The 22,375-nt window shown below is 67.0% G+C and carries 19 protein-coding genes; 9 read left to right on the forward strand and 10 right to left on the reverse strand.

Annotation, left to right across the window (positions count from 1 at the left end; all coding sequences use genetic code 11):
• Nucleotides 1–249: 249 nt before the first annotated feature.
• From G6O54_RS02280 to G6O54_RS02300, 5 genes are all read left to right on the forward strand, one after another.
• Nucleotides 250–504, forward strand: a complete 255-nt coding sequence (locus tag G6O54_RS02280; protein WP_165219708.1) for a hypothetical protein — start codon at nucleotides 250–252, stop codon at nucleotides 502–504.
• A gap of 132 nt (nucleotides 505–636) precedes the next feature.
• On the forward strand, nucleotides 637–1,719 hold the full coding sequence (locus G6O54_RS02285; RefSeq protein ID WP_165219710.1) for a DUF1559 domain-containing protein: 1,083 nt from the start codon (nucleotides 637–639) through the stop codon (nucleotides 1,717–1,719).
• Nucleotides 1,720–1,903: 184 nt separating this feature from the next.
• Nucleotides 1,904–2,635 carry a hypothetical protein gene (locus G6O54_RS02290; RefSeq protein WP_165219712.1) on the forward strand — a complete coding sequence of 244 codons (732 nt, stop codon included), beginning with the start codon at nucleotides 1,904–1,906 and terminating at the stop codon, nucleotides 2,633–2,635.
• Nucleotides 2,636–2,850: 215 nt separating this feature from the next.
• Nucleotides 2,851–4,173 carry a 6-phosphofructokinase gene (locus G6O54_RS02295; protein WP_165219714.1) on the forward strand — a complete coding sequence of 441 codons (1,323 nt, stop codon included), beginning with the start codon at nucleotides 2,851–2,853 and terminating at the stop codon, nucleotides 4,171–4,173.
• A gap of 86 nt (nucleotides 4,174–4,259) precedes the next feature.
• Nucleotides 4,260–4,895 (forward strand): ceramidase domain-containing protein, encoded by a 636-nt coding sequence (locus G6O54_RS02300; RefSeq protein WP_165219716.1) that lies wholly within the window; start codon nucleotides 4,260–4,262, stop codon nucleotides 4,893–4,895.
• Between the two features lie 138 nt (nucleotides 4,896–5,033).
• Here the strand turns inward: G6O54_RS02300 and G6O54_RS02305 are convergent, their stop codons facing one another.
• The 5 genes from G6O54_RS02305 to G6O54_RS02325 form a co-directional block, all read right to left on the reverse strand.
• Complete coding sequence (locus tag G6O54_RS02305; protein ID WP_165219718.1) at nucleotides 5,034–6,374, reverse strand: ABC transporter permease; 1,341 nt, start codon at nucleotides 6,372–6,374, stop codon at nucleotides 5,034–5,036.
• A complete protein-coding gene (locus G6O54_RS02310; RefSeq protein WP_165219720.1) occupies nucleotides 6,364–7,323 on the reverse strand; it encodes an ABC transporter ATP-binding protein in 960 nt (319 codons plus the stop codon). Before G6O54_RS02310 ends, G6O54_RS02305 begins: the two co-directional genes overlap by 11 nt.
• Nucleotides 7,324–7,482: 159 nt before the next feature.
• Nucleotides 7,483–8,613, reverse strand: a complete 1,131-nt coding sequence (locus tag G6O54_RS02315; protein WP_165219722.1) for an alkaline phosphatase family protein — start codon at nucleotides 8,611–8,613, stop codon at nucleotides 7,483–7,485.
• Nucleotides 8,614–8,721: 108 nt separating this feature from the next.
• On the reverse strand, nucleotides 8,722–9,876 hold the full coding sequence (gene aroC / locus G6O54_RS02320; protein WP_165219724.1) for a chorismate synthase: 1,155 nt from the start codon (nucleotides 9,874–9,876) through the stop codon (nucleotides 8,722–8,724).
• A gap of 30 nt (nucleotides 9,877–9,906) precedes the next feature.
• Nucleotides 9,907–10,800 carry a phosphoribosylaminoimidazolesuccinocarboxamide synthase gene (locus G6O54_RS02325; protein WP_165219726.1) on the reverse strand — a complete coding sequence of 298 codons (894 nt, stop codon included), beginning with the start codon at nucleotides 10,798–10,800 and terminating at the stop codon, nucleotides 9,907–9,909.
• A 543-nt stretch (nucleotides 10,801–11,343) separates the two neighbouring features.
• Between G6O54_RS02325 and G6O54_RS02330 the strand changes: the two genes are divergently transcribed.
• Nucleotides 11,344–11,712, forward strand: coding sequence for a hypothetical protein (locus tag G6O54_RS02330; RefSeq protein WP_165219728.1), 369 nt, complete (start codon nucleotides 11,344–11,346; stop codon nucleotides 11,710–11,712).
• Between the two features lie 942 nt (nucleotides 11,713–12,654).
• On the opposite strand, the gene G6O54_RS02335 is transcribed toward G6O54_RS02330, so the two are convergent.
• On the reverse strand, nucleotides 12,655–13,908 hold the full coding sequence (locus tag G6O54_RS02335) for a C45 family autoproteolytic acyltransferase/hydrolase (protein WP_165219730.1): 1,254 nt from the start codon (nucleotides 13,906–13,908) through the stop codon (nucleotides 12,655–12,657).
• Nucleotides 13,909–13,945: 37 nt separating this feature from the next.
• Nucleotides 13,946–15,511, reverse strand: a complete 1,566-nt coding sequence (gene guaA / locus G6O54_RS02340; protein WP_165219732.1) for a glutamine-hydrolyzing GMP synthase — start codon at nucleotides 15,509–15,511, stop codon at nucleotides 13,946–13,948.
• 247 nt (nucleotides 15,512–15,758) lie between these two features.
• Here guaA and G6O54_RS02345 point away from each other — a divergent pair, with 247 nt between their 5' ends.
• Nucleotides 15,759–16,352 (forward strand): hypothetical protein, encoded by a 594-nt coding sequence (locus G6O54_RS02345; protein ID WP_165219734.1) that lies wholly within the window; start codon nucleotides 15,759–15,761, stop codon nucleotides 16,350–16,352.
• On the opposite strand, the gene G6O54_RS02350 is transcribed toward G6O54_RS02345, so the two are convergent.
• Nucleotides 16,323–16,946, reverse strand: coding sequence for a metallophosphoesterase family protein (locus G6O54_RS02350; protein ID WP_165219736.1), 624 nt, complete (start codon nucleotides 16,944–16,946; stop codon nucleotides 16,323–16,325). The genes G6O54_RS02345 and G6O54_RS02350 overlap by 30 nt on opposite strands.
• Nucleotides 16,943–17,827: a pyrroline-5-carboxylate reductase gene (proC, locus tag G6O54_RS02355; RefSeq protein WP_165219738.1), complete on the reverse strand. Its 885-nt coding sequence runs from the start codon at nucleotides 17,825–17,827 to the stop codon at nucleotides 16,943–16,945. The genes G6O54_RS02350 and proC overlap by 4 nt, the downstream gene beginning before the upstream one ends.
• Nucleotides 17,828–18,062: 235 nt before the next feature.
• Here proC and G6O54_RS02360 point away from each other — a divergent pair, with 235 nt between their 5' ends.
• Together G6O54_RS02360 and G6O54_RS02365 are read left to right on the forward strand one after the other, a co-directional pair.
• Complete coding sequence (locus G6O54_RS02360; RefSeq protein ID WP_165219740.1) at nucleotides 18,063–19,082, forward strand: SgcJ/EcaC family oxidoreductase; 1,020 nt, start codon at nucleotides 18,063–18,065, stop codon at nucleotides 19,080–19,082.
• A 2-nt stretch (nucleotides 19,083–19,084) separates the two neighbouring features.
• Nucleotides 19,085–20,944, forward strand: a complete 1,860-nt coding sequence (locus G6O54_RS02365; protein WP_165219742.1) for a tetratricopeptide repeat protein — start codon at nucleotides 19,085–19,087, stop codon at nucleotides 20,942–20,944.
• Between the two features lie 32 nt (nucleotides 20,945–20,976).
• Here the strand turns inward: G6O54_RS02365 and G6O54_RS02370 are convergent, their stop codons facing one another.
• Nucleotides 20,977–21,978 carry a GGDEF domain-containing protein gene (locus tag G6O54_RS02370; protein WP_165219745.1) on the reverse strand — a complete coding sequence of 334 codons (1,002 nt, stop codon included), beginning with the start codon at nucleotides 21,976–21,978 and terminating at the stop codon, nucleotides 20,977–20,979.
• Nucleotides 21,979–22,375 lie beyond the last annotated feature (397 nt).

A 22,375-nucleotide genomic window follows, 5' to 3' on the forward strand; every position in this document is an offset into this window, starting at 1 on the left:
CGATATCCACCCTCTCAGCGACTCGACCCGCACCCTCTCGAAGCAAACACAACTAACTCTATGCATGCTGAATGACAGCCGATCAACCGGCTCGTCATGTCGGTCTCTCCCGCTTTCGTCGTTCCTTCTACCAAACTCACTCGACAAGCCTGCCGCCGCAAAGACATCACACGGGATGAACCGGGGTGTCGTGCGCCGATCGCGGTTGCGAGCCGGCGGGTGATCCATTGAGGGCAGGAGAAAATCTCCATGATCCGTGCGGAATTGAAGCGTGTCCGGCGATGGCAGCCGGGCGTTCTGGTCGTCGTCGTCTTCCTCGGGGTGGCGGGGTGTGAATCGAGCGACGTCGGGACGATCTCGGTCGCCAAGTCATCCGCGAAGAAGGGCGGAGGCGAGCCGGAAGGGGGCACGCCTGTCCCTGCGAAGGGGGCGAAGAAGGATGTCGACGAGGCGGCCACACCGACGCGAGCCGCCCTGCCCAAGGCGGCCCAACGAAAAGGTTGATCCGGCCGAGCCGGTCCGCCCTGGTCATCTGGGCGGAAGATTCGCCACGATTCAATTTGGATTGATTGCGTGAGTGCGCTTCTTCGTTTTCACATCATCCATCGGAGGACATCCCGAACCATGAGTCTCGCCATGCGTCCGTTCCGATCCCGGGGTTTCACCTTGATCGAGCTGCTGGTGGTGATCGCCATCATCGCCGTGCTCATCGCGCTCTTGCTCCCGGCGGTCCAGTCCGCCCGAGAGGCCGCTCGCCGCGCCCAATGCACCAATAACCTGAAGCAGATCGGACTGGCGCTGGCGAATTACGAGGCGTCCATCGGCTCGCTCCCCATGGGTGACTCGAACGACTGGTACGGCGAGTGGGGCCAGCACTGGGTGGGCCACGGTGTCTTCCTGTCGATCTCGCAGGCCTTCGAGCAGGGTTCCATCTTCAATTCGGTGAACTTCTCCACCCCGTTCTTCCGCGACGAGCAGATGACGGCCTTCGCACACGGCGTCAGTTCGCTCTGGTGCCCGAGCGACGGGACCATCACCGACAAGTTCGACATCCCGGACGGCAACTACGTCTCGGGCGCCCATCCCTACTGGGTGGCATATTCCAGCTATACCTCGAACAGCGGGACGTGGTTCCACGGCTCCCGGAACTATCCCGACTACAGCTATGCGTCCGGCCCGAACCCGACGCGGATGGGCCAGATGAACGGACTCTTCTGGAATTGCAGCAAGGTCAAGCTCGCGAGCGTCACCGATGGCACCAGCAATACCATCGCCTTCGGAGAGCACGCGCACGGGCTCCTCAAGGACGAGTACAACGACAACTATGACCTGAGTTACGAGCGACGCTACTGGCACTGGTGGTGCGACGGTGGCTTCGGCGACACGATGTTCACGACGATGTTCCCCATGAACCCGCAGAAGAAGCTTCAGGACGGCACCTGGGCAGACGCCGCCAACGGCGGCGTGTCGGCGTACATCAGCTCCGCATCGAGCTTCCACCCGGGCGGCTGCAATTTCGCATTCCTCGATGGATCGGTCCGCTTCCTCAAGGACTCGATCGACTCGTGGCCGTTGAATCCCTCCACGGGGCAGCCCAACGGCGTCAGCCTGGATACCAGCACCTATCTCTACTCGGTGGTGCCGGGCACAAGGCTTGGTGTGTACCAGGCGCTCTCCACGCGGTCCGGTGGAGAGGTCATCAGCTCTGACTCGTTCTGAGCGGAGGTCTGCGGTGAGGGCGACGTGTACGGGGCCGCGATCGAGGCGGCCCCGGCCGTCACCATGCCTCGCGTCCGGACCGTGATCGTGACGAGGGTTGACGCGGTCGGCGGAAACGGCGAAGTTTGGCGGTGGTCGGGCCGCGGTTGCGGCCTGCGCGGGGAACCGTCAAGCGGGGATGCGCATGTCCGCCGATTCGATCGAGCCCTCGATGGGAGGAGAATCGCCGGTTCCCGAGCCGGCGGATCGTCGCGATCCGATCCCGGCTCGCGGCGATCTCGATGTGGTGGGCCTGCTCATGGCGGTGGCGACCGTGGCGTTGGTCGTCGCCGCCGCTTGGATGCGTTTCGGCCCCACGCCCGCGGACCGGATCGAGGTCGGCGCCCCGCTGCCCCCCCTGCGTTTGCTGGACCTGCAGACGGAGGAGTCGAAGCTCCTGCTCGGCCAGAGGGATCGGGTCCTCTGGGTCGTCTTCTGGTCCGCCGGGTCGGCCTCCGGGCCGAAGCTCCTGGGCGAGCTTGAACGCGCCTGGCGGAGGCTCCGGGCACATCGGGGATTCACGCTCGCGGCGGCGGCCGTGGAGGCGGATCGGCCCGACCTGGTGCGCCAGGTCGCGGCCGCGTCGCGGGCGAGCCTGCCGATCTACCTCGCGGGCCCGGAGACCCGACGGAGGTTCTCGGCCGGCGGGGCCGACCCGCCGATCCACATGCTCGTCGATTCGGACGGGCGGATCGCCATGCTTTCGAAAGGATCGGACAGGGATACCATCGAGCACATGGCCGCGATGGTCGAAGGATGGCTGCGGGGGCTCGACCCCCTGGGGAACACGCGCTTCGCGGATTCCTCTCGCGGAGCGAGCCGGGGCGCGAGCTCGACGGGATGCGGCGGTCCCGGGCGCGAGATCAGGCCCTTGTGACGTCCGGGGCGTCCGGGTAGGTTGGAAAGGGGAGACGACGCTGGTTCCGAAAGGCTCGGAGAGGACACGGCCGGGCCGACCCGCGGCAAGATCCGCGCCTGCCATCATCTCAGATTCCCAGGCCTCGCGGGCCCCGGATCGCGACGCGGAATGTCGCGTCCCCTTCCTGGATTCGACCTGTTGATGCCGTGCCACTTGTAGGGAGTTCTTGCTAAATGTCCGCCTCAGCCTCGACCGCCCCGGCCACCTCGCCCGCCACGGCACGGCCCATTCGCCGCGTCGCGATCCTCTTCGCGGGCGGCCCCGCCCCGGCCGCCAACGCGGTCATCTCGACGGCCGCCGCGGCCTTCCATCGCGACGGCATCGAAGTCCTCGGGATCATGAACGGCTATTCCCATCTCGTCGAATTCGGCCCGGACAATGCGATGCAGGAGGGCCGCGATTACGTGGTCCTCGACCAGGCACGGCTCCGCCGGACCCGCAACACCCGCGGGATCATGATCGGTACGGCGCGGACCAATCCCGGAAAGGACGTGGCGCACCCCAGCCACCTCGGCGATGCCAAGCGCACCGCGCCGATGAAGACGGTCTACGAGGCGCTCCGGTCGCTGGGGGTGGACGCCCTGGTCTCGATCGGCGGCGACGACACGCTCAAGACCGCGAACAAGTTCAAGATGTTCCAGGACTTCCTCCCCGAGGGGTCGAAGCGGATCGCGGTGGTCCACGTCCCCAAGACGATCGACAACGACTATCGAGGCATCGACTTCACCTTCGGTTACTTCACGGCCGTGGAGACCCTGGCCGGAGAGATCCGCAACCTGCTGGCCGACGCCGAGGCCACCCGCGGCTACTTCATCGCCGAATGCATGGGCCGATCCGCGGGCTGGCTGGCCTACGGGGCCGCCATCGCCGGCGAGGCGTCCCTGGTCCTCAGCGTCGAGGACGTGGAAGAGAAGCTGAGCGCCGAGGAGACGGTCACCGATCCCAAGACCGGCGTGACCAGCACGCGCAAGATCATGGATATCGCCAAGGTCGTCGATATCATCACGAAGTTGATGCTCGCCCGCGAGGCGGCCGGCAAGCAGTTCGGTGTCGTCGTGCTGGCCGAGGGCCTGGCCCAGTATCTGCCCGCGAGCTACCTGGAAGGGGCCAAGTTCGACGAGCACGGCCACCTCTCGCTCGCCTCCACCAACCTGGCGAAGACCATGGTGAAGGCCATCGAGGCCGAGTACAAGAAGCGGACCGGCAAGAGCAAGCGGATCACCGGCTTGCAGCTCGGCTATGAGGCCCGCTGCGCCCAGCCGCACGCCTTCGACGTGATCCTCGGCAGCCAGCTCGGCGTCGGCGCTTATCGGGCCCTGGTGGAGAACGGCCTGGACGGCGTCATGGTCTCCTGCTCCGGCCAGCTCAATCTCTACTACGTCCCCTTCGAGACCCTCGTCGATCCCGAGACCCTGGTGACCGTCGTCCGATTCATCCAGGGGGGCTCCGACTTCCATCGCCTTGCCCGGTTCCTGGAGAATTATCCGCACGACTGATCTCCGAGCCGTTCGGCGACCGGGCAGGCCATGCCACGTCCCGTCGCCGGGCGGAGCCGGCCCCTCCGGGTCGGCAGGGCCGTCGCATGCTCGATTTCTACTGCGAACGCTGCGGTCCGGGCCTGTGGGCGGAGCCGCTGAACGCGACATCGAACGTCGCCTTCCTCGTCGCGGCACTGGCGGCGTGGCGGCTCGCCCGGCGGCTTCGCAGCATGACGCCCGGCGTCCTGGTGCTGATCGGGCTGGCGACTGCCGTCGGCATCGGCAGTGCCCTCTTTCACACCTTCGCGACACCCTGGGCCAACGTCGCGGACCTGGCGCCGATCCTGGCGTTTCAGCTCGCGTTCCTCTGGTTGTATCTTCGCCGAGGCGTCGGGCTCCACGCCGGGATGTCGGCGGCCCTCATCGCGGTCTACGCCGCGATCTGCGTCGGGATGCTGGCCGTGCCGCCGTATTTCAACGGCTCGATCCTGTACGCGCCAACGCTCCTCGCCCTGGCCGGACTGGCGTGTTATCACTTGCGGACCGGACAGACCGGGAGATGGACGCTCGCCGCCGCGGTCGGTGTTTTCTGCGGATCGCTCACGTTCCGCTCGATCGACAAGTGGATCTGCCCGAGCTTCCCCTACGGGACGCACTTCGTCTGGCACCTGCTCAACGGCGTCCTGTTGTACCTGGCGATGCGGACGATCATCCTGAAAGTCCATGCGGAGGCGTCGTGAATGAATGACCGATGGATTTCAAACGGGCCCAGGAAGGGCCCGAGTGGGAGAAATCCCCGGTGATCGCGCCGAGGCCCCCGATGCGGCGGAGGATAAGAGAATTCCACCAATTCGGGGATGGCCCTGCTCGATCCGTTCTTACTTCGTCATCACCCACCGCGCCAGCTCGGCGAAGCTCGGCGCCTTGCCCTGCATGAGCAGGCCGGTCCGGAAGATCTTGCCGGCGGCCCAGACGATGACGAGGGTGGTCAGCGCGGTGAGCACCACGGCCGTCGCGACCTGCCAGGCGGGGGGCGTGGGCTTGAGGGCCAGCCGCATCAGCATGAGGAAGGGGCTGGCGGGAGGGAAAAGCGACATCCCCACCGAGAGCGGGCTCGCCGGATTCCGGAGCACGGCGGTCCAGACGAACATCGGCAGCATCGAGAGCAGCATCACGGGCATCATCAGGGACTGGGCGTCCTTGAGCTCGCTGCACGCCGAGCCGACCGCGATGTACATCGATCCGTACAGCAGGACGGCCAGGAACAGGAAGAACACCAGCGCCGCCATCAGGCCCGGCGAGAGGACGTCGCCATATCCATGGTACACGGCGACGGCCATGCCGCCGCCGAGGTAGAGGCAGGCCAGCAAGAGCGCGATCCCGGCGTTGCCCAGCAGCTTGCCCATCATCAACTCGAACGGGCTGACCGAGCCCAGCATCACTTCGCTGATCCGGCTCATCTTCTCCTCGATGACGCTGTTGAGCAACTGCGGTGCGCTCGTCATGATCACGAAGAACATCGCGAAGAGGAGGACCGCCGGCACCACCGCGGTGCGCACCATGTCCACCTTGCCGGCCTGTTTCACTCCGGGCTCGCCGCCTCCCGGCCCGAAGGCCGTCCCGCGCTCGACGAGCTCGAGGTTCTCGACCTCGATCGGCTGGCTGAGCCGCTCGGCCACGGCCTGGTCGATTCCCGCGGAGCGGAAACGGCGGGCGCGAACCTCCGCGTTCACCACGAAATTCAGCCAGTTTCGGAGCATGTCGTCGTTGGGGTTGTCCGAGTGGTACTCGATCGCCCGCTTCGCCGCGGGGTCGGCTCCGGGCTCGACGACCGTCGCCGGGATCTCCACGAAGGCGTCCAGCTCGCCGCGGCGGATGCGGTCGGAGAGCTCCAGTCCGGCCGTCGGGGAGGATGCATCCGTCGGCGCGGGCTCCATGGCCAGCGGAGGGCGCGCGTGCTTGCCGCGGGCCTCCGGCAGGGCGTCGTTGTGGGCCTTCGCCGCTTTCTCGATGACCGGCAGCAGGACGCCCGTGTGATCGAGGACGACGAATCGCCGGGGCTTCGTGTCCACCCGCTCCGCCACGAAGATCTGGAGCAGGATCGAGGCCCCCATGATGATGGGCAGCATCAGCAGGCCGATGAGGAACGACTTCGTCCGGATCGCCGAGCCGAACTCGGTCGTGGCCACCACCCAGATCTTCCTCAGATCAGCTTTCATGGATCGCGGCCTCCACCGTGGGAACATGGGCCTCCGTCGCAAACTCGCCCCCGGCCTCGTCCGGGTCGGCGATCCGGACGAAGATGTCGTGCAGCGAGGGGCGGGCGATCTCGAACTGCCGGATTCGCGTCCGACCCATGAGTGCCGCGAGCAGATCCTGCGAATCGCCCGAGTAGCGGACTTCCTGGGAATTGCCGTTGTCGTTGACCTCCGAGACGCCCCGGATTCCGTCCAGGGCCTCCGCCCCGGCGTCCGTCCGCACCCGGATCGTGTCGTACCCGTAGCGGGACTGGATCTGGTCGAGCGTGCCGTCGAGGACCTTCTTGCCGCGGAATATCATGAAGATCCGATCGCAGAGCCGCTCGGCGACGGACATGTCGTGGGTGGAGAAGACCACCGTGGTCCCGGCCCGCCGCAGGTCGAGGACCGCGTCCTTGAGCACCTCTGCGTTCACGGGATCGAGCCCGGAAAACGGTTCGTCCAGGATCAGCAGCTCGGGACGCTGGAGGACCGTCGCGATGAACTGAACCTTCTGCGCCATCCCCTTGGAGAGGGCGTCCACCTTCTTGTCGAGCCATGACGAGAGGCCCATCCGCTCCAGCCACTCTCCAATCGCGAGGTCGAGCTCCGGCTGCCTCGCCCCCTTGAGCGCGCCGAAGTAGCGGAGCAGCCGCCGTACGCTCATTCGCTTGTAGAGCCCGCGCTCCTCCGGCAGGTAGCTCACGCGGTCGTGGGCCGCCCGCGTGTCGCGATTGCCGAGGACCTCGATCTCCCCCTGATCCGGGAGGAGGATGTGCATGATCATCCGCAAGGTCGTGGACTTGCCCGACCCGTTCGGCCCGATGAAGCCGTAGAGCGAGCCGCGGGGGACCTCCAGGTCCAGGCCGTTCACGGCGACCACCCCGCCGAAGCGCTTGGTCACCCCCCGGATCGATATCGCCGCTGACATGAAGGATCTGCCTCTCGGTGAACCCCGGCTCGCTGGCGGCCCGGATGGCCGGCAGGTATGGCGGTCCGTACGATGGAGGAGCATTCGACGGGGGCGACGTTTTATTGGAATCCGCCGAATGGTCAACCTCACTCCTCAAGCTTCGGCGCGAGCGTGACTTCAGCGCGATGCGCCGTTCTGTGCGACGGCGACGCCAACGCCCGGAAGTGGCTGGGCCGACCTCGGGCTGGCGGCGAGGAAGTCCTCGCCCAGCAGGGCGGCGATGGTGGAGGCGATCTGGGACTGGGTGACGGCGACGTTCGTTCGTATGCCAAGGGCGGGGGTCGTCGGGCCCATGACGGCGATCCAGATGTTCTCCGCCCCGTCGACCTTCTCGCCGTGGCTCGTCCAGTCATCGGAGTTGCTGCCGCGGCCGTGGTCGCAGGTCACGATCATCGCGGTCTTGCCCGCGTATTCGGGCATCGCCTGGAGGCTCTCCCAGAGCGAGCGGAGGAAGTCGTCGGACTCGTGCGCGGCCTGGAGGTACAGGTCATAGCGGCGATGATGGGCCCATTCGTCGGTCTCGCCCAGGCCGATGAACAGGACGCGAGGACGGGATTTCTCCACGTAGACGTGGGTGGACTCCATCGTGATGAAGTCGAAGGCATTGCCTCCCCAGTAGTGGGGGAGCCTGCGCACCATCAGGTTGAGCTGCCTCTGCCGCTCGGTCTGCGGCTCGCCCTCCAGGGGCGTCCAGCCGGCCTGGACGAAGAGCTTGTTCTGGCTCGACCGGAAGATGGAAGGGAAGACGTCCCAGGTGCAGACCGCCGCGACCTTGCCGCGGTAGGCAGGAAGCTCGTCGAGGAACTCCAGGACCGTCTTGTTGGGATTCGGCACCTTGTCGTTGGAGTCGACGCGTGGGTCGCCGAATCCGCAGAATATCTCGCTGTAGCCCGGATAGGAGAACTTCATGCCGTTCGTCACGGCCGCCGTGGCGCCCTTGGACCGGTCGCCGAAGACCTGCCCCTTGCCTACGATCGTCCTCCAGAGGAACGGCATCAACGTCTCGCGGCGGGCCTCCGGCGTGTCCCGCCAGTAGAGCTTCGTCGTCGCCTGGACGTCCTCCACGCCACCCGCCTTGGCGTCGATGAGGGCCCTTTCGGCGCCGCCGAAGAGCTCCTGGTGGCGGAAGCCGTCGAGGGTGACGATGATCACGTTCTCGACCCTCCGCGGAGCGTCCTGGGCGCGGGCCGTGCCCAGGGGCAAGCTCGAGGCGAGGCAGAACGCGGCGAGGAATGTTCGTCCGAGCATGGTTGACTCCGATGGCGAGAAATCCGCGACCCATGTTATCGCGGGCCCGCGACGGTCGCGAGTAGGCGGCGTGAAATGTGGTCGGAGCCGAAGGAGGCGGGAACCGAGTCAGACGTTGTCGGCCCACTTCGCCAGGTGTTCGCGATTGAGCTCGTGCATCGCGGCCATGGCGGCCCGGATGGCGTCCAGGCTGGTGCCGACGTACTTCTCGACGATCGCGGCGGCGATCTCGAAGGCGACGACGGCCTCGACGATCACGCTGGCGGCGGGCACGGCGCAGACGTCGGAGCGTTCATAGGCCGCGGGGGACTCGGCCTTCGTGGTCATGTTGATGGAAGGGCCGCGCGCGGCCAGCGTGCTGATGGGCTTCTTCCCCGCGCGGACGACGATGGGCTCGCCGTTGGACGTTCCCCCCTCGATCCCGCCGGCGTTGTTGCTCGGGCGGCGGAAGCCGAAGCGACGGTCGGATGCGGCGTGATCGGGATCGTAGCGGATCGGGTCCATGACCTTCGACCCCGGCCGGCGGGCGGCCTCGAAACCGAGGCCGATCTCAACCCCCTTGATGGCCTGGATGCTCATCACCGCCGCGGCGAGCCGGGCGTCGAGCTTGCGGTCCCACTGGGCGTGCGTCCCCAGGCCGATGGGGCATCCCGTCACCACGGCCTCGACCACGCCGCCGAGCGTGTCGCCGGCCTTCTGGGCCGCGTCGATCGCGGCGACGATCGCCGCGTCGGATTCGGGGTTGAGCGTGTAGACCGGGCTCGCGTCGCGGACGGCCAGTTCCCGGGACAGCGGCGGCGCGGCGATGCCGCCAAGCTCGACGACGTACCCGAAGACCTCGATTCCCAGCTCCGTCAGCAGGAGCCGGGCGAGCCCGCCCACGGCGACTCGCGCGGCCGTCTCGCGGGCGCTCGCACGTTCCAGGACCTGGCGGATGCCCGTCTGATAGTTGATCGCCCCGGCGAGGTCCACATGGCCGCCCCGGGGTGCGGGGGGCTGGATCAGCCGCTCGAGCTTGGCGTCTCGATTCACCAGTCGGAGCGTGATCGGACCGCCCGTGGTGACGCCGTGGTAGATCCCCGCGTCCACGACCACCCGATCGGTCTCGAGCGTCTGCCGCTTGCCCCGGCCGTATCCTCCCTGCCGCCGCTCGAGCTCGCGGTCGATGACCGTCGTGTTCAGGGCCACCCCCGCGGGGAAGCCCTCGACGATCGCCGTCAGCGCCTGGCCGTGCGACTCACCCGATGTCATGTAGCGAAGCATGTCTCGATCCGATTCTGTCTGCGGTCCGGTTCATTTCCAGGGGAACTCGCGGCCGGTGATCCGCTCGAACGCCTCGACGTAGCGGGCCCGGGTCCCGTTCACCACGTCGGCCGGCAGCTCGGGCGGCGGGCTCGACTTGTCCCAGCCGGTGGTCTCCAGCCAGTCGCGGACGAACTGCTTGTCGAATGACGGCTGCGGGCCGCCGGGCCGATACGCATCACGCGCCCAGTATCGCGAGCTATCCGGCGTGAGGACCTCGTCGATCAGGAGCAGCTCGCCGGTGCGGTCGTCGAAGCCCCACTCGAACTTCGTATCCGCCAGGATCAGCCCGCGCCCGAGGGCCCGCTCCGCGGCCTTGCGGTAGACCTCCAGGCTCATCGATCGGAGCGTCTCGGCGACTTCCCGGCCCACGGCGTTCGCCATCACGTCGAACGACACGTTCTCATCATGGCCGGTCTCCGCCTTGGTGGCCGGGGTGAAGATGGGCTCGATGCGATCGCTCTCGACGAGGCCGCCCGGCAGCCTGATGCCGCAGACGGCCCCGTTCGAGCGGTATTCCTTCCATCCGCTGCCGGAGAGATACCCGCGGACCACGCACTCGAACGGCACGACGCGAGCCTTGCGGGCGATCATGATCCGGCCCCGGAGCGACTCGCGAGTCTCGGGGTCGATCTCGACCGCATGCGGCAGGTCCTCGACGGCGATCGAGAGCAGGTGGTTCTGGACGTCGAGATACTCGAACCAGAAGGCGCTGAGTGCCGTCAGCACCCGCCCCTTGTCCGGGATGCCCGTGGGCAGGACCCAGTCGAACGCGCTGATGCGGTCGGTGGCGACCAGCAGCAGCCGGTCCCCCAGGTCGTACACATCCCGGACCTTCCCCCGCCGCACGGGGAGCCCCTCGAGCCTCGTCTCCAGCACCGTCACGCGATGGACCCTCCCGAACCAACCCGAACCGCACGCCGAACGACCTGCCAGGCGAGATGACCATGATATCGCATCGCCCCCGGCCCTGGCGACCGGAGAGGACACATTCCCGCCGATCGCTTGACAGGCCCTCCGCTAACGCACATTCTACCCATTGATCAGGACTCACGGTCCGTAGGACGAGGCGGCGGCGGTGCGAGTCCGCTGAGCTTGTTCGTTAGGCGGCGTCGAGCCATGCCCAGCTTCCGCTGTCTCTGCGGAGCCACATTCCGCGACGGCGATGCATCAGACGCCAGCCTGGTGGCCTACTCGCTGCTATCTCGTCAGTACGTAGGAGGCATCTGCGCGGGCTTCGGGTTGGGGATGATGGTGGGGACGTGGGTCAGTATTGGCTGGGGCGCACGGCCATGGCTGCTGGTCCCAGGCTCTCTGCTCGTCGAAGCCGGCGCCTCTCTCGCCCGCGCTGCGCAACGGGCAGTACAGTCAGCACCATCCAATCGTTGCGGCGGCCTCGCTGCAGGGGCCGCTGAACTGGATCGTTAGGTGACGGACATGAAGGACCGCTCGCTCCTCGCCTTGAACGGCCTGATGCTCGGCGTCGCTGTCGGGATGCTTGTCACCATCCCGGCGGGCCTGCTCGCGGTCGCCTCCGGCGGTGCCGGCCATGGCACCTACCCCCTCGCACAGCTCCTGTACCCGGGGCCGATGCTCCTGTGGCGGTCCACCGGGCGATCCTTCGACGGCCCGCTCATCGCCCTGGCGCTCGCCCAATTCCCGTTCTACGGGGGCGTTATCGGTGTCGCCCTGCCGTGGCGGCGAGCGAGTGGGGCCATCGCCTGCGTTCTCCTCGCGCTCCATCTCGGAGCTGCGGCGCTTGCTTCGCCGCTCCTGGTCCGCCTCGACTCGCTTTGAGACGGTGCGGCCAATAAGCCATGCTGAAAATCCTTCTCGGTGTACCCGCGGCCTTCATGGGAATCTGGCTGATCATCCTCCCGTACGGCCTCGCAGGCATGGGCGCCTCCCAGTTTCAAGGCCCCAAGTACTGGGCCGAATTGCTCAGGCAGTATCGGATCCATGGCGACCTCTGGGTCGTCACGGGGCTCGCGATGATGCTCGTGGCTGGCGGCGTGAGCCTGTGCGTCAACGCCCCGAGACGCGTGATGGCAGCCGACCGCCCGACTTGGCGGCCCAGAGGACATGGTCATGCGGGGCAGCATCCCAAACGTGAATCTCTGACCAAAGGCTTAACCTCTCCTCCAAAGGCTCCTGACCTCTTATAATCTCTCCTTTGATCCCTTTACCTCTCCTAACACCTTGATCGCTTGCCTTGGACTTAACGCAGTCAAGTCGTCAGTCCGAGTCAATCATCCAGTCGCCAATGCTGTTCATGTAATACATAAGGAAACCGTAGTCATGAGTATTCCCTATAGAAATTCTATAACTGGATTCGGTAGACATTCCATACCGGAACCCGCCGTATTTTCGGTTTGAGGGCCTCAATTCAGCATCGGCGAATGACTGCGGGTAATATCCATTCCGTCTTCGAAACGCCTCGATGTGCTCGATAAAAGCGTCGCCTTCCTGCTTGAGGCTTGCGAACTCTGCTTCACTGGGCATCCTCGTAGAATAACAGCCACTCAGTCCCAGCAGGAGAATGCTCATCGCAAACCACGTGCAAAATTTCACGCGAGTCAATGTTGTTTTATTTGTATGTAGAAACATTATGGCGTCGACAGTAAAATCCAAATGCTCGTTTCAGATGCGCACAAGGGGTCAGGAGCCTCTGATTAGCATCAGGCACAAGCGCTCCTGATCCCTCACAGGCCCACTAACGCATCGCAGGCCCAATCCAGATCAGCGGACCGTCGACGCCGGGGTGGCCCCCGCCTGTGCCGCGCGGCGGGGAGAGGCCTGCGGGGGCGTGGACGAAGGCGGTGCCGGCAGGGCCGGGGCCGAGCTGTCGGCCTGGTGCTTGAGCAGCTCGGGGAAGATGAAGGCGTGGTAAGGCTGCTCGGCGGCGGGCCTGCCCTCCTTCGTGGCGTTGGCGACCCACATCCGGCCGGAGGTCGTCTCGAAGAGGACCGAGTGGAGGTTCGACTTCATGGCGACGGGCCGGTCCATCAGGTGGAGGGCCGACTCGGCGTCGAACGTGCCATGGCCGGCCTGCACGCGGCGGACGAGCTCCTTGTAGCGGTCGCCGGCCGAAAGCAGGACGGCGTCCTTGACGGCGGAGGGGAGCTTCTCGTTGCTCTCCCCCATCTTCACGACGTGGAAGGCGTCCCAGGAGGCTTCCATCCCGACGCCCTGTCCCGTCTTGCCGTCGGCGACGACGAAGTAGTATTCGCAGGTCCGGGGGTGGTCGCGGAAGACGGCGATCGCCTCGTCCAGGGTGTTCGCCTCCTCGAGCACCATCCGCATCAGGAAGGCCATCGGCACGCCGTCCCAGTGGCCCAGGCCCTTGCCCCCCATCTCACCGATCGAGATCTTCTTCGCGTTCATGCCGGTGACCGAGCCGACGAACCCCGCGTACGTCACGTTCACGAACGGGATGTGGCCGTCGGGCTCGGCGATCGTGAGCACGGCGTGATCCTGGAGCCGCCAGTCGCAGCCGTAGTCGAGGATCCGCCCGTGATAGAGCGTCCCGCCCTTGGTGGCCGAGCCGGAGATGGCGAAGCCGCTGCAATGGAACATCTCGGGGATGAAGTTCGCGGTGATGACGTCCTGCACGTCCATCCCCGCGCCATCAGCGACGCCCCGCATCTCCTCGAAGAACCGCCCGGGGATGAGCTTCTTCTGTCGAGCCGCGATGCCGGCGATGACCCGCTTCGGGTCGAGCAGCTTCAGGCCCGCGAGCTCCACCTTCATTTCCTTCCCCTTCTCCTCGAAGAGGAAGCGGACGTTCTCGCGGATGTCGTCCTTGAGCAGGGCCCCCTGCTGGTAGCCCATCTCGTAGGGGGTGCCCTTGACGTGCAGGACCCGATAGCCGTTCACATCCTCGAGGAACCCGGCCCCGCAGCGGGCGATCGTCTTCGTCCCGGCCCGCGACGGAGAGGAGGCAATTGCCACGATCAGAACGAGCACCGCGGCCGGGATCGCTTTTCTCACCATGATCGGGATCCTCTGGAATGGAGATGTTCGGGATCGCTCACTCCCACTCGATCGTCCCCGGGGGCTTGCTCGTGACGTCGTAGACGACCCGATTCACGCCCTTGACGGAGTTGATGATGCGGGTGCTCGTTCGTGCCAGCAGGTCGTGCGGCAGCCGCGACCAGTCGGCCGTCATGAAATCGTCGGTGTCGACCGACCGAATCGCGATGACGTCCTCGTAGGTACGTGCATCGCCCATGACGCCGACGGACTGGATCGGCAGGAGGACGGCGAACGCCTGGGCGACCTGGCGGTCCAGGCCCGCGGTCCGGAGCTCGTCGAGGAAGATGGAATCGGCCTGGCGGAGGACATCGAGCCTTGGTGCGGTGACCTCGCCCAGGCAACGGACGGCCAGGCCGGGCCCGGGGAACGGGTGCCGCCAGACCAGGCTGTCGGGGAGGCCGAGCTCCAGGCCGAGGCGGCGGACCTCGTCCTTGAAGAGGTCGCGGAGGGGCTCGATCAGCTCGAAGCCGAGCTCCTCCGGCAGGCCGCCGACGTTGTGGTGGATCTTGATCGTCGCCGTCGGCCCGTCGGGCTCGCCGCCGCTCTCGATGACGTCCGGATAGAGGGTCCCCTGGGCCAGGAAGTGGGCACCCGAGATCGACTTCGCCTCGTCCTTGAAGACCTCGATGAAGGTGTGGCCGATCCGCCGCCGCTTCTCCTGCGGTTCGGTCACTCCCGCGAGGGCCGAGAGGAACCGGTCGGCCGCGTCGACGACGCGGAGCTCGGCGTCGGTCCGAGAGCCGAATTCCTCGGCGACGGCCGCACGCTCGCCGGCTCGCAGGAGCCCGGTGTCCACGAAGACGCAGACGACACGCGGGCCCAGGGCCTTCGCCAGGAGCGCCGCGCAGACTGCGGAATCGACGCCGCCGGAAAGGCCGCAGACGACGCGTTCGTCCGGGCCGACGCGGGCGGAGATCTGCTCGATCGACCGCTCGATGAACGCTTCCATCGTCCACCGCTTCGGGTTGCCGCAAATCCGATCGAGGAAGTTGCCGAGCATCAGAGAGCCGTAGGCCGAGTGCGAGACCTCCGGGTGGAACTGCATCCCGTAGAAGGGGAGCGACCGGTGCTTCGCCGCGGCGACCGGGCAGGTGGAGGTGACGGCCAGGGGGACGAAGTCCGGGCCGGCGTCGTGGACCTGGTCGCCGTGGCTCATCCAGACGATCGACTCGCGAGGGACGTCGTGGAAGAGGGGCTCGGCCGCGTCGAGGATCCGGCACTCCGCGCGGCCGTACTCGCCGCGGGCGGTCGAGCCCTTGACCTTACCCCCGAGGACTTCGGTGGCGAGCTGCATGCCGTAGCAGATGCCGAGGACCGGGATGCCCATCCGGAAGAGCTCCGGATCGCAGTGCGGCGCACCCGGCTCGTACACGCTCCGCGGCCCGCCGGAGAGGATCAGGGCCAGGGGATTGAGTTCACGGACCCGCTCCGGCGTGATGTCATGCCGGACGATCCTCGCGAAGGCGTGTCGCTCGCGGACCCGCCGGGCGATGAGCTGGACGTACTGCGCTCCGAAATCGAGGACCAGGACCGGCCGCGACGAGGGGTCGATGGGCTCCATGCTCATCCGGATTCTACTTTGAGTATGGCGGCGGGCCCGCGGAACGTCTCGCGGGCCGCAAGCTGCCAGTCTACCAGGTGGGGCCGCGAGGGAGAACCCGAACGCGACGTCGGCGATGGATGGGATCGCGGGCGGCCGCGAAGATCGGCAGGACCTCCCCGGTCGGCTCGCGGCTTGACATGGCACCTGTTCGGTCCGAGACTGAAAGCAGAGTGCCACCTCGTCTCACCGAAGAAGGACCAGACCGATGCCCTCGAACGAACCGGCTCCAGGTCCCGTGGCCGGGTCTCCGCCGGTCCTCCGACCCATGCCTTCCTCTCCATCCATCACCCTCCCGTCGAGCGGCCACGGGGAGTATGAGTTTTCCTACTCCGACAACGCGACCATCCTCGACCTCGGTTCGAAGATGAGCTTCGTCGGGATTTTCATGCTGGGGATCGGGCTCTTCTTCTTCGGCACCGAGATCGTCCGCTGGGTTCAAACTCGGATACTCGAGGTGGGGACGCTCTTCCTGTCGCTCCTGTTCATGGTCGTCGGCATCTGGACCCACCGTGCGGGCCGAGAATTCCTGGCCGTCGCCCGCACGGAGGGGAACGACGTCACGCACCTCATGAGCGCGCTTTCGAATTTGCGGCGGTTTTACACGCTCCTCTACCTGATCTTCTTCGTGGCGCTGATCTTCGCCGTCATCGAGCTCGGGGCGCACACCCTGTACGGGACGAAGCAGCAGCCCGTCGGCGCGATCCGGCCTCGGGTCGAGGCCCCGAAGAAGTCCGCGGCCACCCCGCCGCCGACCACGGAGGCCCCACCCTCAGCCCCAGGGCGCGACGACCAGCGGTGAGCCGTCCTCCACCCGGTGATGGGGCACCTCGGCCGTCTCCATGTCCAGGACGGCGAAGCTCCGCGAGGTCTCCACGACCGGCGCCGAAATCACCGAACCCGGGTTCAAGACCAGCCGCCCGGAGGGCCGGCGATAGGACATCGGCCGGTGGGTGTGGCCGACGATCAGGACCTCGCAATCGAGCTCCCTGAGGTAGCGGTCCAGCACCCCCGGCGGGTGGGTTTCCCGGCTGACGAATTCCATGTCGCTCCGCGGCGACCCATGGACCACCACGACGACCTTGCCGCCGATCTCGACGACCAGGTCCCCGGGCAGGCCGGAAAGGTACTCCAGCGACTCATCGGAGGGGGTGCCGCCGCCGAATCGGCAGCTCGCGCCGGGACCTCGTTCCAGGGCCCAGCGGTCGTGATTCCCCCGGACCGAGGGGATGCCCCGTTCCTTGAGGAAGTCGACGACCCGATCGGGGAAAGGTCCATAGCCGACGACGTCCCCGGCGCACAGGATCCGGTCGACGCCCATCGTGATGAGGTGCGCCCAGGCGAGCTCGAGCGCCGAGAAGTCGCCGTGGATGTCGGAGAGGATCCCGAGCTTCATGACTTCGGCCCCGTCCCGGGCGGGCCGGCCGGCCTGGCGGCGGCGGAGAGCTCCGCGGAGCGCGCGGTCGCCGCCTCGACCGCGTCGATGAGGGAACCGCGCAGGCCTCGCCTTTCCAGCGTTTGGACGCCGGCGATCGTGGTCCCGCCGGGGCTGGTGACCTGGTCCTTGAGCAGGCCCGGATGGAGGCCCGTCTCGAGTACCATGCGGGCAGCGCCGAGGACCGTCTGGGCGGCCAGGGTCGTCGCGATGTCCCGCGGCAGGCCGACGCGGACGCCGCCGTCGGAGAGGGCCTCGATGATCATGTAGACGAACGCAGGCCCGCTGCCGGAGAGGCCGGTGACCGCATCCAGGAGGGACTCGGGCACGCGGACGACGCGGCCGACCGAGGAGAGGAACCGTTCGACGAGCGCCTCGTCGGCCGGCACGGTCCCCGGCCCCATCGCATAGGCCGAGGCGCCCTCGCCGAGGAGGGCGGGCGTGTTCGGCATGACGCGGACAACTCGCCGGTCCGGCCCCAGACCCTCGCCGAGCGCGAAGATGGGCACGCCCGCGGCGATCGAGACGATGAGGTGCCCCGGACCGACCAGCGGGCGCAGCTCGTGCAGGACCTTAGGCATCGACTGCGGCTTGACGGCCAGGACCAGCACGTCGCTCGAGGCGACGACGGCTGCGTTCTCCGCGTGGACGGCAATTCCGGTCTCGACCGCCAGCGACGTTCGAGTCTCTTCCAGCGGGTCGGCCGCGACGATCTCGGTCCGGTCCGCGGCCCCGCTGCGGAGCATCCCCTGCACCAGGGCGGTGGCCATCTTCCCCGCGCCGATGAATCCCCAGCGCCTGCCCTCGCTCGCCGGGCGCCCGTCTCCGCTCGATCTCGTCATGACGCGTCCACCCATCCTTGCCAGAGGCGACCCGGCGCCCCTCGGCCGCCGGCCTTGTGAAGGATACGCGACCCCGAGATGGCCCATCAAGGGCACCCGCCGACTGGTCGATGAGCCCGATCTCGGCGGGAGGCTGGCCGACGCTACGTGACCGACATATCATGTGGCTCGGGGACGTAACCTCGGGCCCGCCCTCAGCCCGATCCCCACCGGCCACGGGAGAGGTTCCAGAGCCATGAATCGTGCGTACTTCCTGATCGGGGCCGGCCTGCTCGGCCTCCTCGCGACGATCGCCCCTGCGCGATCGCGTGCCGTCCAGGAGCCGGCCCCCCGAGTTCAGGCCCCGACTCCCGCGGCCGTCGCCGAGGACCATGTCGCTGACCGTGCGCTCCTCCGAGACCTGGTCGCCGCGTTCACGAAGGCGTTCAACGAGGGGGACGCGAGGTCGATCGCGGGCCTCTTCACCCCCGGGGCGCGGGTCACCACGCTGGGCGGCGAGGTCATCGACGGCCGAGACTCCATCGAGAAGCGGTTCGCCGCCTCGTTCGAGCAGTCCCCGGGACAGAAGATCCAGATCCAGACCCAAAGCGTGCGATTCCTCGACGCCGACTCCGCGATCGAGGAAGGGACCTCCACGATCACCGCCGCCGACGGATCGGGCGAGCTGGACACGACCGCGGAGACGACCCGCTACTCGGTCGCCTACGTGAAGCGTGAAGGCCGTTGGCTCCAGGAGACTCTCCGCGACGAGCTGATGCCGGAAGTCGCGACCGAGGAGACCGCCGCCAGTCACCTCAAGGAGCTGGAATGGCTCATTGGTGAGTGGGTGGATGAGAGCGACGAGGCCGAGGTGCGGACCAGTGGCTCGTGGGCCGAGAACCGGGCATTCCTCGTTCGGGTCTTCCACGTGAAGGTCAACGGCAAGGAGGCGATGTCGGGTTCGCAACGGATCGGCTGGGATCCGAAGCAGAAGCAGTTCCGATCCTGGGTCTTCGACTCCGACGGTGGCTTCTCCGAGGGCCTCTGGTCGCGGGATGGCGACCGCTGGTTGATCAAGAGCTCCGGCACGCTCAAGGACGGACGCACCGTTTCGGCCACCAACATCGTATCCCGGAACGGCAAGGACTCCATGACGTGGTTTTCCACCGACCGAACGCTGGGCGGAGAGATCATGCCCGACGAGGATGCGGTGACGCTCGTCCGAATCCCACCCAAACCTGGTCTCGCAAAGCCCGCCGCCGCGGGGGAGAAGTGACTATGAAGAGGCTCTTCATCCTGGCCGCGGCGCTGGCGATCATGACCGCGCAGAGTGAGGTCCTGGCGCAACGAGGTGGCCGCGGCGGCGGCGGAGGCGCAAGAGGGGGCGGCGGACGGGCCGGCGGATTCGGCGGGGGTGCCTCCGCCTCACGTCCCTCCTTCAATCGCACGCCGACCTACAACGCGGGGGCGTCACGACCGAACTACGGCGGAGCTGGCGCTGGCAACCGGCCCAACTACGGCGGCGCGGGCGCGGGAGCGGGCGCTGGCAACCGGCCCAACTACGGCGGCGCGGGCGCCGGAGCGGTCGCGGGCAACCGTCCCAATATCAACCCCGGCGATCGCCCCGGCATCGGCGCGGGCAATCGTCCCAACATCAATCCTGGCGATCGCCCCGGCGGCAACAACGTCAACGTCAACCGGCCCGGCGGAGGCAACAACGTCAACGTCAACCGGCCCGGCGGAGGCAACAACGTCAACGTCAACCGGCCGGGCGGCGGCAACAACGTCAACGTCAACCGGCCCGGCGGCGGCAACAACGTCAACATCAACCGGCCGGGCGGCGGCAACAACGTCAACGTCAACCGGCCCGGCGTTGGCAACAACGTCAACATCAACCGGCCCGGCGGCACCTATCCCAATTACAACTCGAACCGACCGGGCTGGCAGAACGGCAACCCGAACTGGGCCTATCGGCCAGGCTGGGGCCGCCACAACGCCTGGGTGAACGGCTACTGGCACGGCCGGAATAGCATGTGGTGGAACAACTGGGGCGGTGGGTTCATGACCGGCATGATGGTGGGCGGCATAGGCGCCTGGGGCGTCGGCTCATCGCTCTGGGGATGGGGCCTCGCGCCTTACGTGAATCCATTCGTGGTCCAGCAACCCGTCGTCGTTCAGCAGCCGGTCCTGATCCAGGATCCGGCCGCGGCCCAGCAGGTGGCGGCCATGGTCTCCCAACCCCCGGTGGACTACACCCAGCCGCTGAGTAACACCGCGACCGATGTGGCCCAGGAGGTCGCTGACCCGGCGATGCAGACCTTCGACTCGGCCCGCGCAGCGTTCAAGGCCGGCAACTACGTGGAGGCCCTGAGGCAGACCGACGAGGCTCTCAAGGCCCTGCCGACCGACGCGGCCATCAACGAGTTCCGCGCCCTCTGCCTCTTCGCTCTTGGCCAGTACGACCCCGCGGCGGCCACGCTGTATGCCGTGCTCTCCGCCGGGCCGGGCTGGGACTGGACCACGATGATCGGTCTCTATCCCGACATCGACAGTTATACCAGGCAATTCCGCGCCCTCGAGGGCTTCGTGCAAGCCAACCCGCAGTCCCCCTCGGCGCGATTCCTCCTCGGCTATCATTACCTGACCCAGGGCCACACCGATGTGGCCGCCGCCTCGTTCCAGGAGGTGGCCAGGCTCCAGCCGGCCGACCAGCTCTCCGCTCAGCTCGTGAAACTGCTGACGAACGTCCAGTCCGCCGACGCCCAGTCGGCCTCGGCTGTCCCCGCCCAGGCCGGGGCGGTCGCTCCGCCGGCCTCGACCCCCGGTCCGGCAGCGGCCGTCACGACCCCCCCCGTTCCGGCCGAGAAGCTGGTCGGCATCTGGAAGGGGAGTCCGGTGACCGGGACGACGATCGAGCTGACCCTCAAGCCCGACAAGTCCTTCGTCTGGAACATCATCAGCCAGGGGAAGTCTCAGCAGATCGCGGGGACTTATACCCTGGAGGAAGACGTCCTGACCCTGTCTCAGAGCGAGAACAACGCGATGGTCGGAAAGATCACCTTGAAGGACGAAAATCACTTCGTGTTCCAGGCCATGGGAGGCGGACCGAACGACCCCGGGCTGGTCTTCAGCAAGTAACCGCGGCGTGCGGCCGGGACGGCCCGGATCGTCTATCCCACCAGGGCTGGGGTAAAAGCGGCGCCGGTCGCGGCGACCGCCCGGTTACGCCCTCGGGCCTGGGCCTGATCGAGCGCGGCATCCGCCTCCTCGATCAGGCGCGGGACGGAATCAGCGCTCGAAGGATATTCCGCGACCCCGGCGGAGACGGTCAGCCCGCCCAGTTCCGGGAAAAGCTCCGGAGCCCTCTGCACGCTCCGACAGATCTTGTCGGCGACGGCGAGGCCGTTCGCCAGGCATGCCCTGGGCAGGATCGCCAGGAAGCGATTGTCCTCAAGGCGTGCCACGACGTCGCTGGCGCGGAGGATCGAAACCACCTTCTCTCCGACGCGCGCCACCGCTTGCTCGACCGCCCTGTCCCCCAGCATCTCGCGGATTCCGGGAAGCCGATCGATGGTCATGTAGATGAGGCAAAGGGGCTCGCGGTGGCGTTTGGCCTGCCGGGTGGCGAAGGGGAGGACGGCCTTGATGAAGGTGGCGTCCTGGACGACCGGGATCGCGATACTACCGAGCTCATCGCACTCCAACCCGGTTCCCAAATCGTGTTGGAGGCAGCCCTCACCCGGCCTGCCGAACTCCCCATCGTGCCAGGGAGGCCGGCTGGCCTGGTCCCATCGAAGTCGAGAGGCCGCCGCGTCCGCCACGACGACGAGGGTCCTCAACCGTCGATACGACGAGGGCGAGCATTCCGCCCTCGGTGCAACGAACAGGTGCTGGTCCTCGACGAATCTCAGCGGGAACTCCCACAGGTCCGGGACGCCGGAAGGCGCTTCGGCCCGGCCGACCTCGGTCGGTCCTCCATCCGGACTCCCCCCGCCCAGCCAGGCCGTGCCACCTCGCGTGAGCCATCCGGCGACATCAATCAGGGCCCGCTCGATCTCCTCCAAACTGTCCAACCCGTCGATCACGGAGCAGAGGTCGTGAACGATGTCCTCTTCCTCCCGATTCGACGGAGAGGTTGTCACGAGCCCCTCGAACGCCTGGCACCAGAGCATCGCGCGCCCCTTTCCCTTAAGAAGACGATGGAGCCTAGAGGTTTCAGTCCGAGACCGACCACGAGTCCGAATTCGTCGTCAGGCTCACGGTGCTTTCTTAGAACGACCCGATCCCCCACTCGGCCGGTCAGCATGCGGATACCCGCCTTCTACAGCCCCGCTGTCCGTGGGAGGGCGTCGTTTTTCCAGGAGCGGGGCCGAATGAAGCGAGCGGGCCAGAGAACACGGTGACTTCTTGGATCGCGACGAATTTGCCGGCGGCCTTCAGCGTGTCGCCCGCCGTCTGCATCGTTGGGCGTTCGAGCGGTGGGAGCTCGTGGCGCGTTGGGTGCGGTTCGTTCACGGTTTCCAAGGGAATCCTAGGTCAGATTTCGCGGATCGAGCCGCGAAGTGTCAT

Origin of the sequence: Aquisphaera insulae, from assembly GCF_011064615.1 — a bacterium.
Lineage (GTDB): Bacteria > Planctomycetota > Planctomycetia > Isosphaerales > Isosphaeraceae > Aquisphaera > Aquisphaera insulae.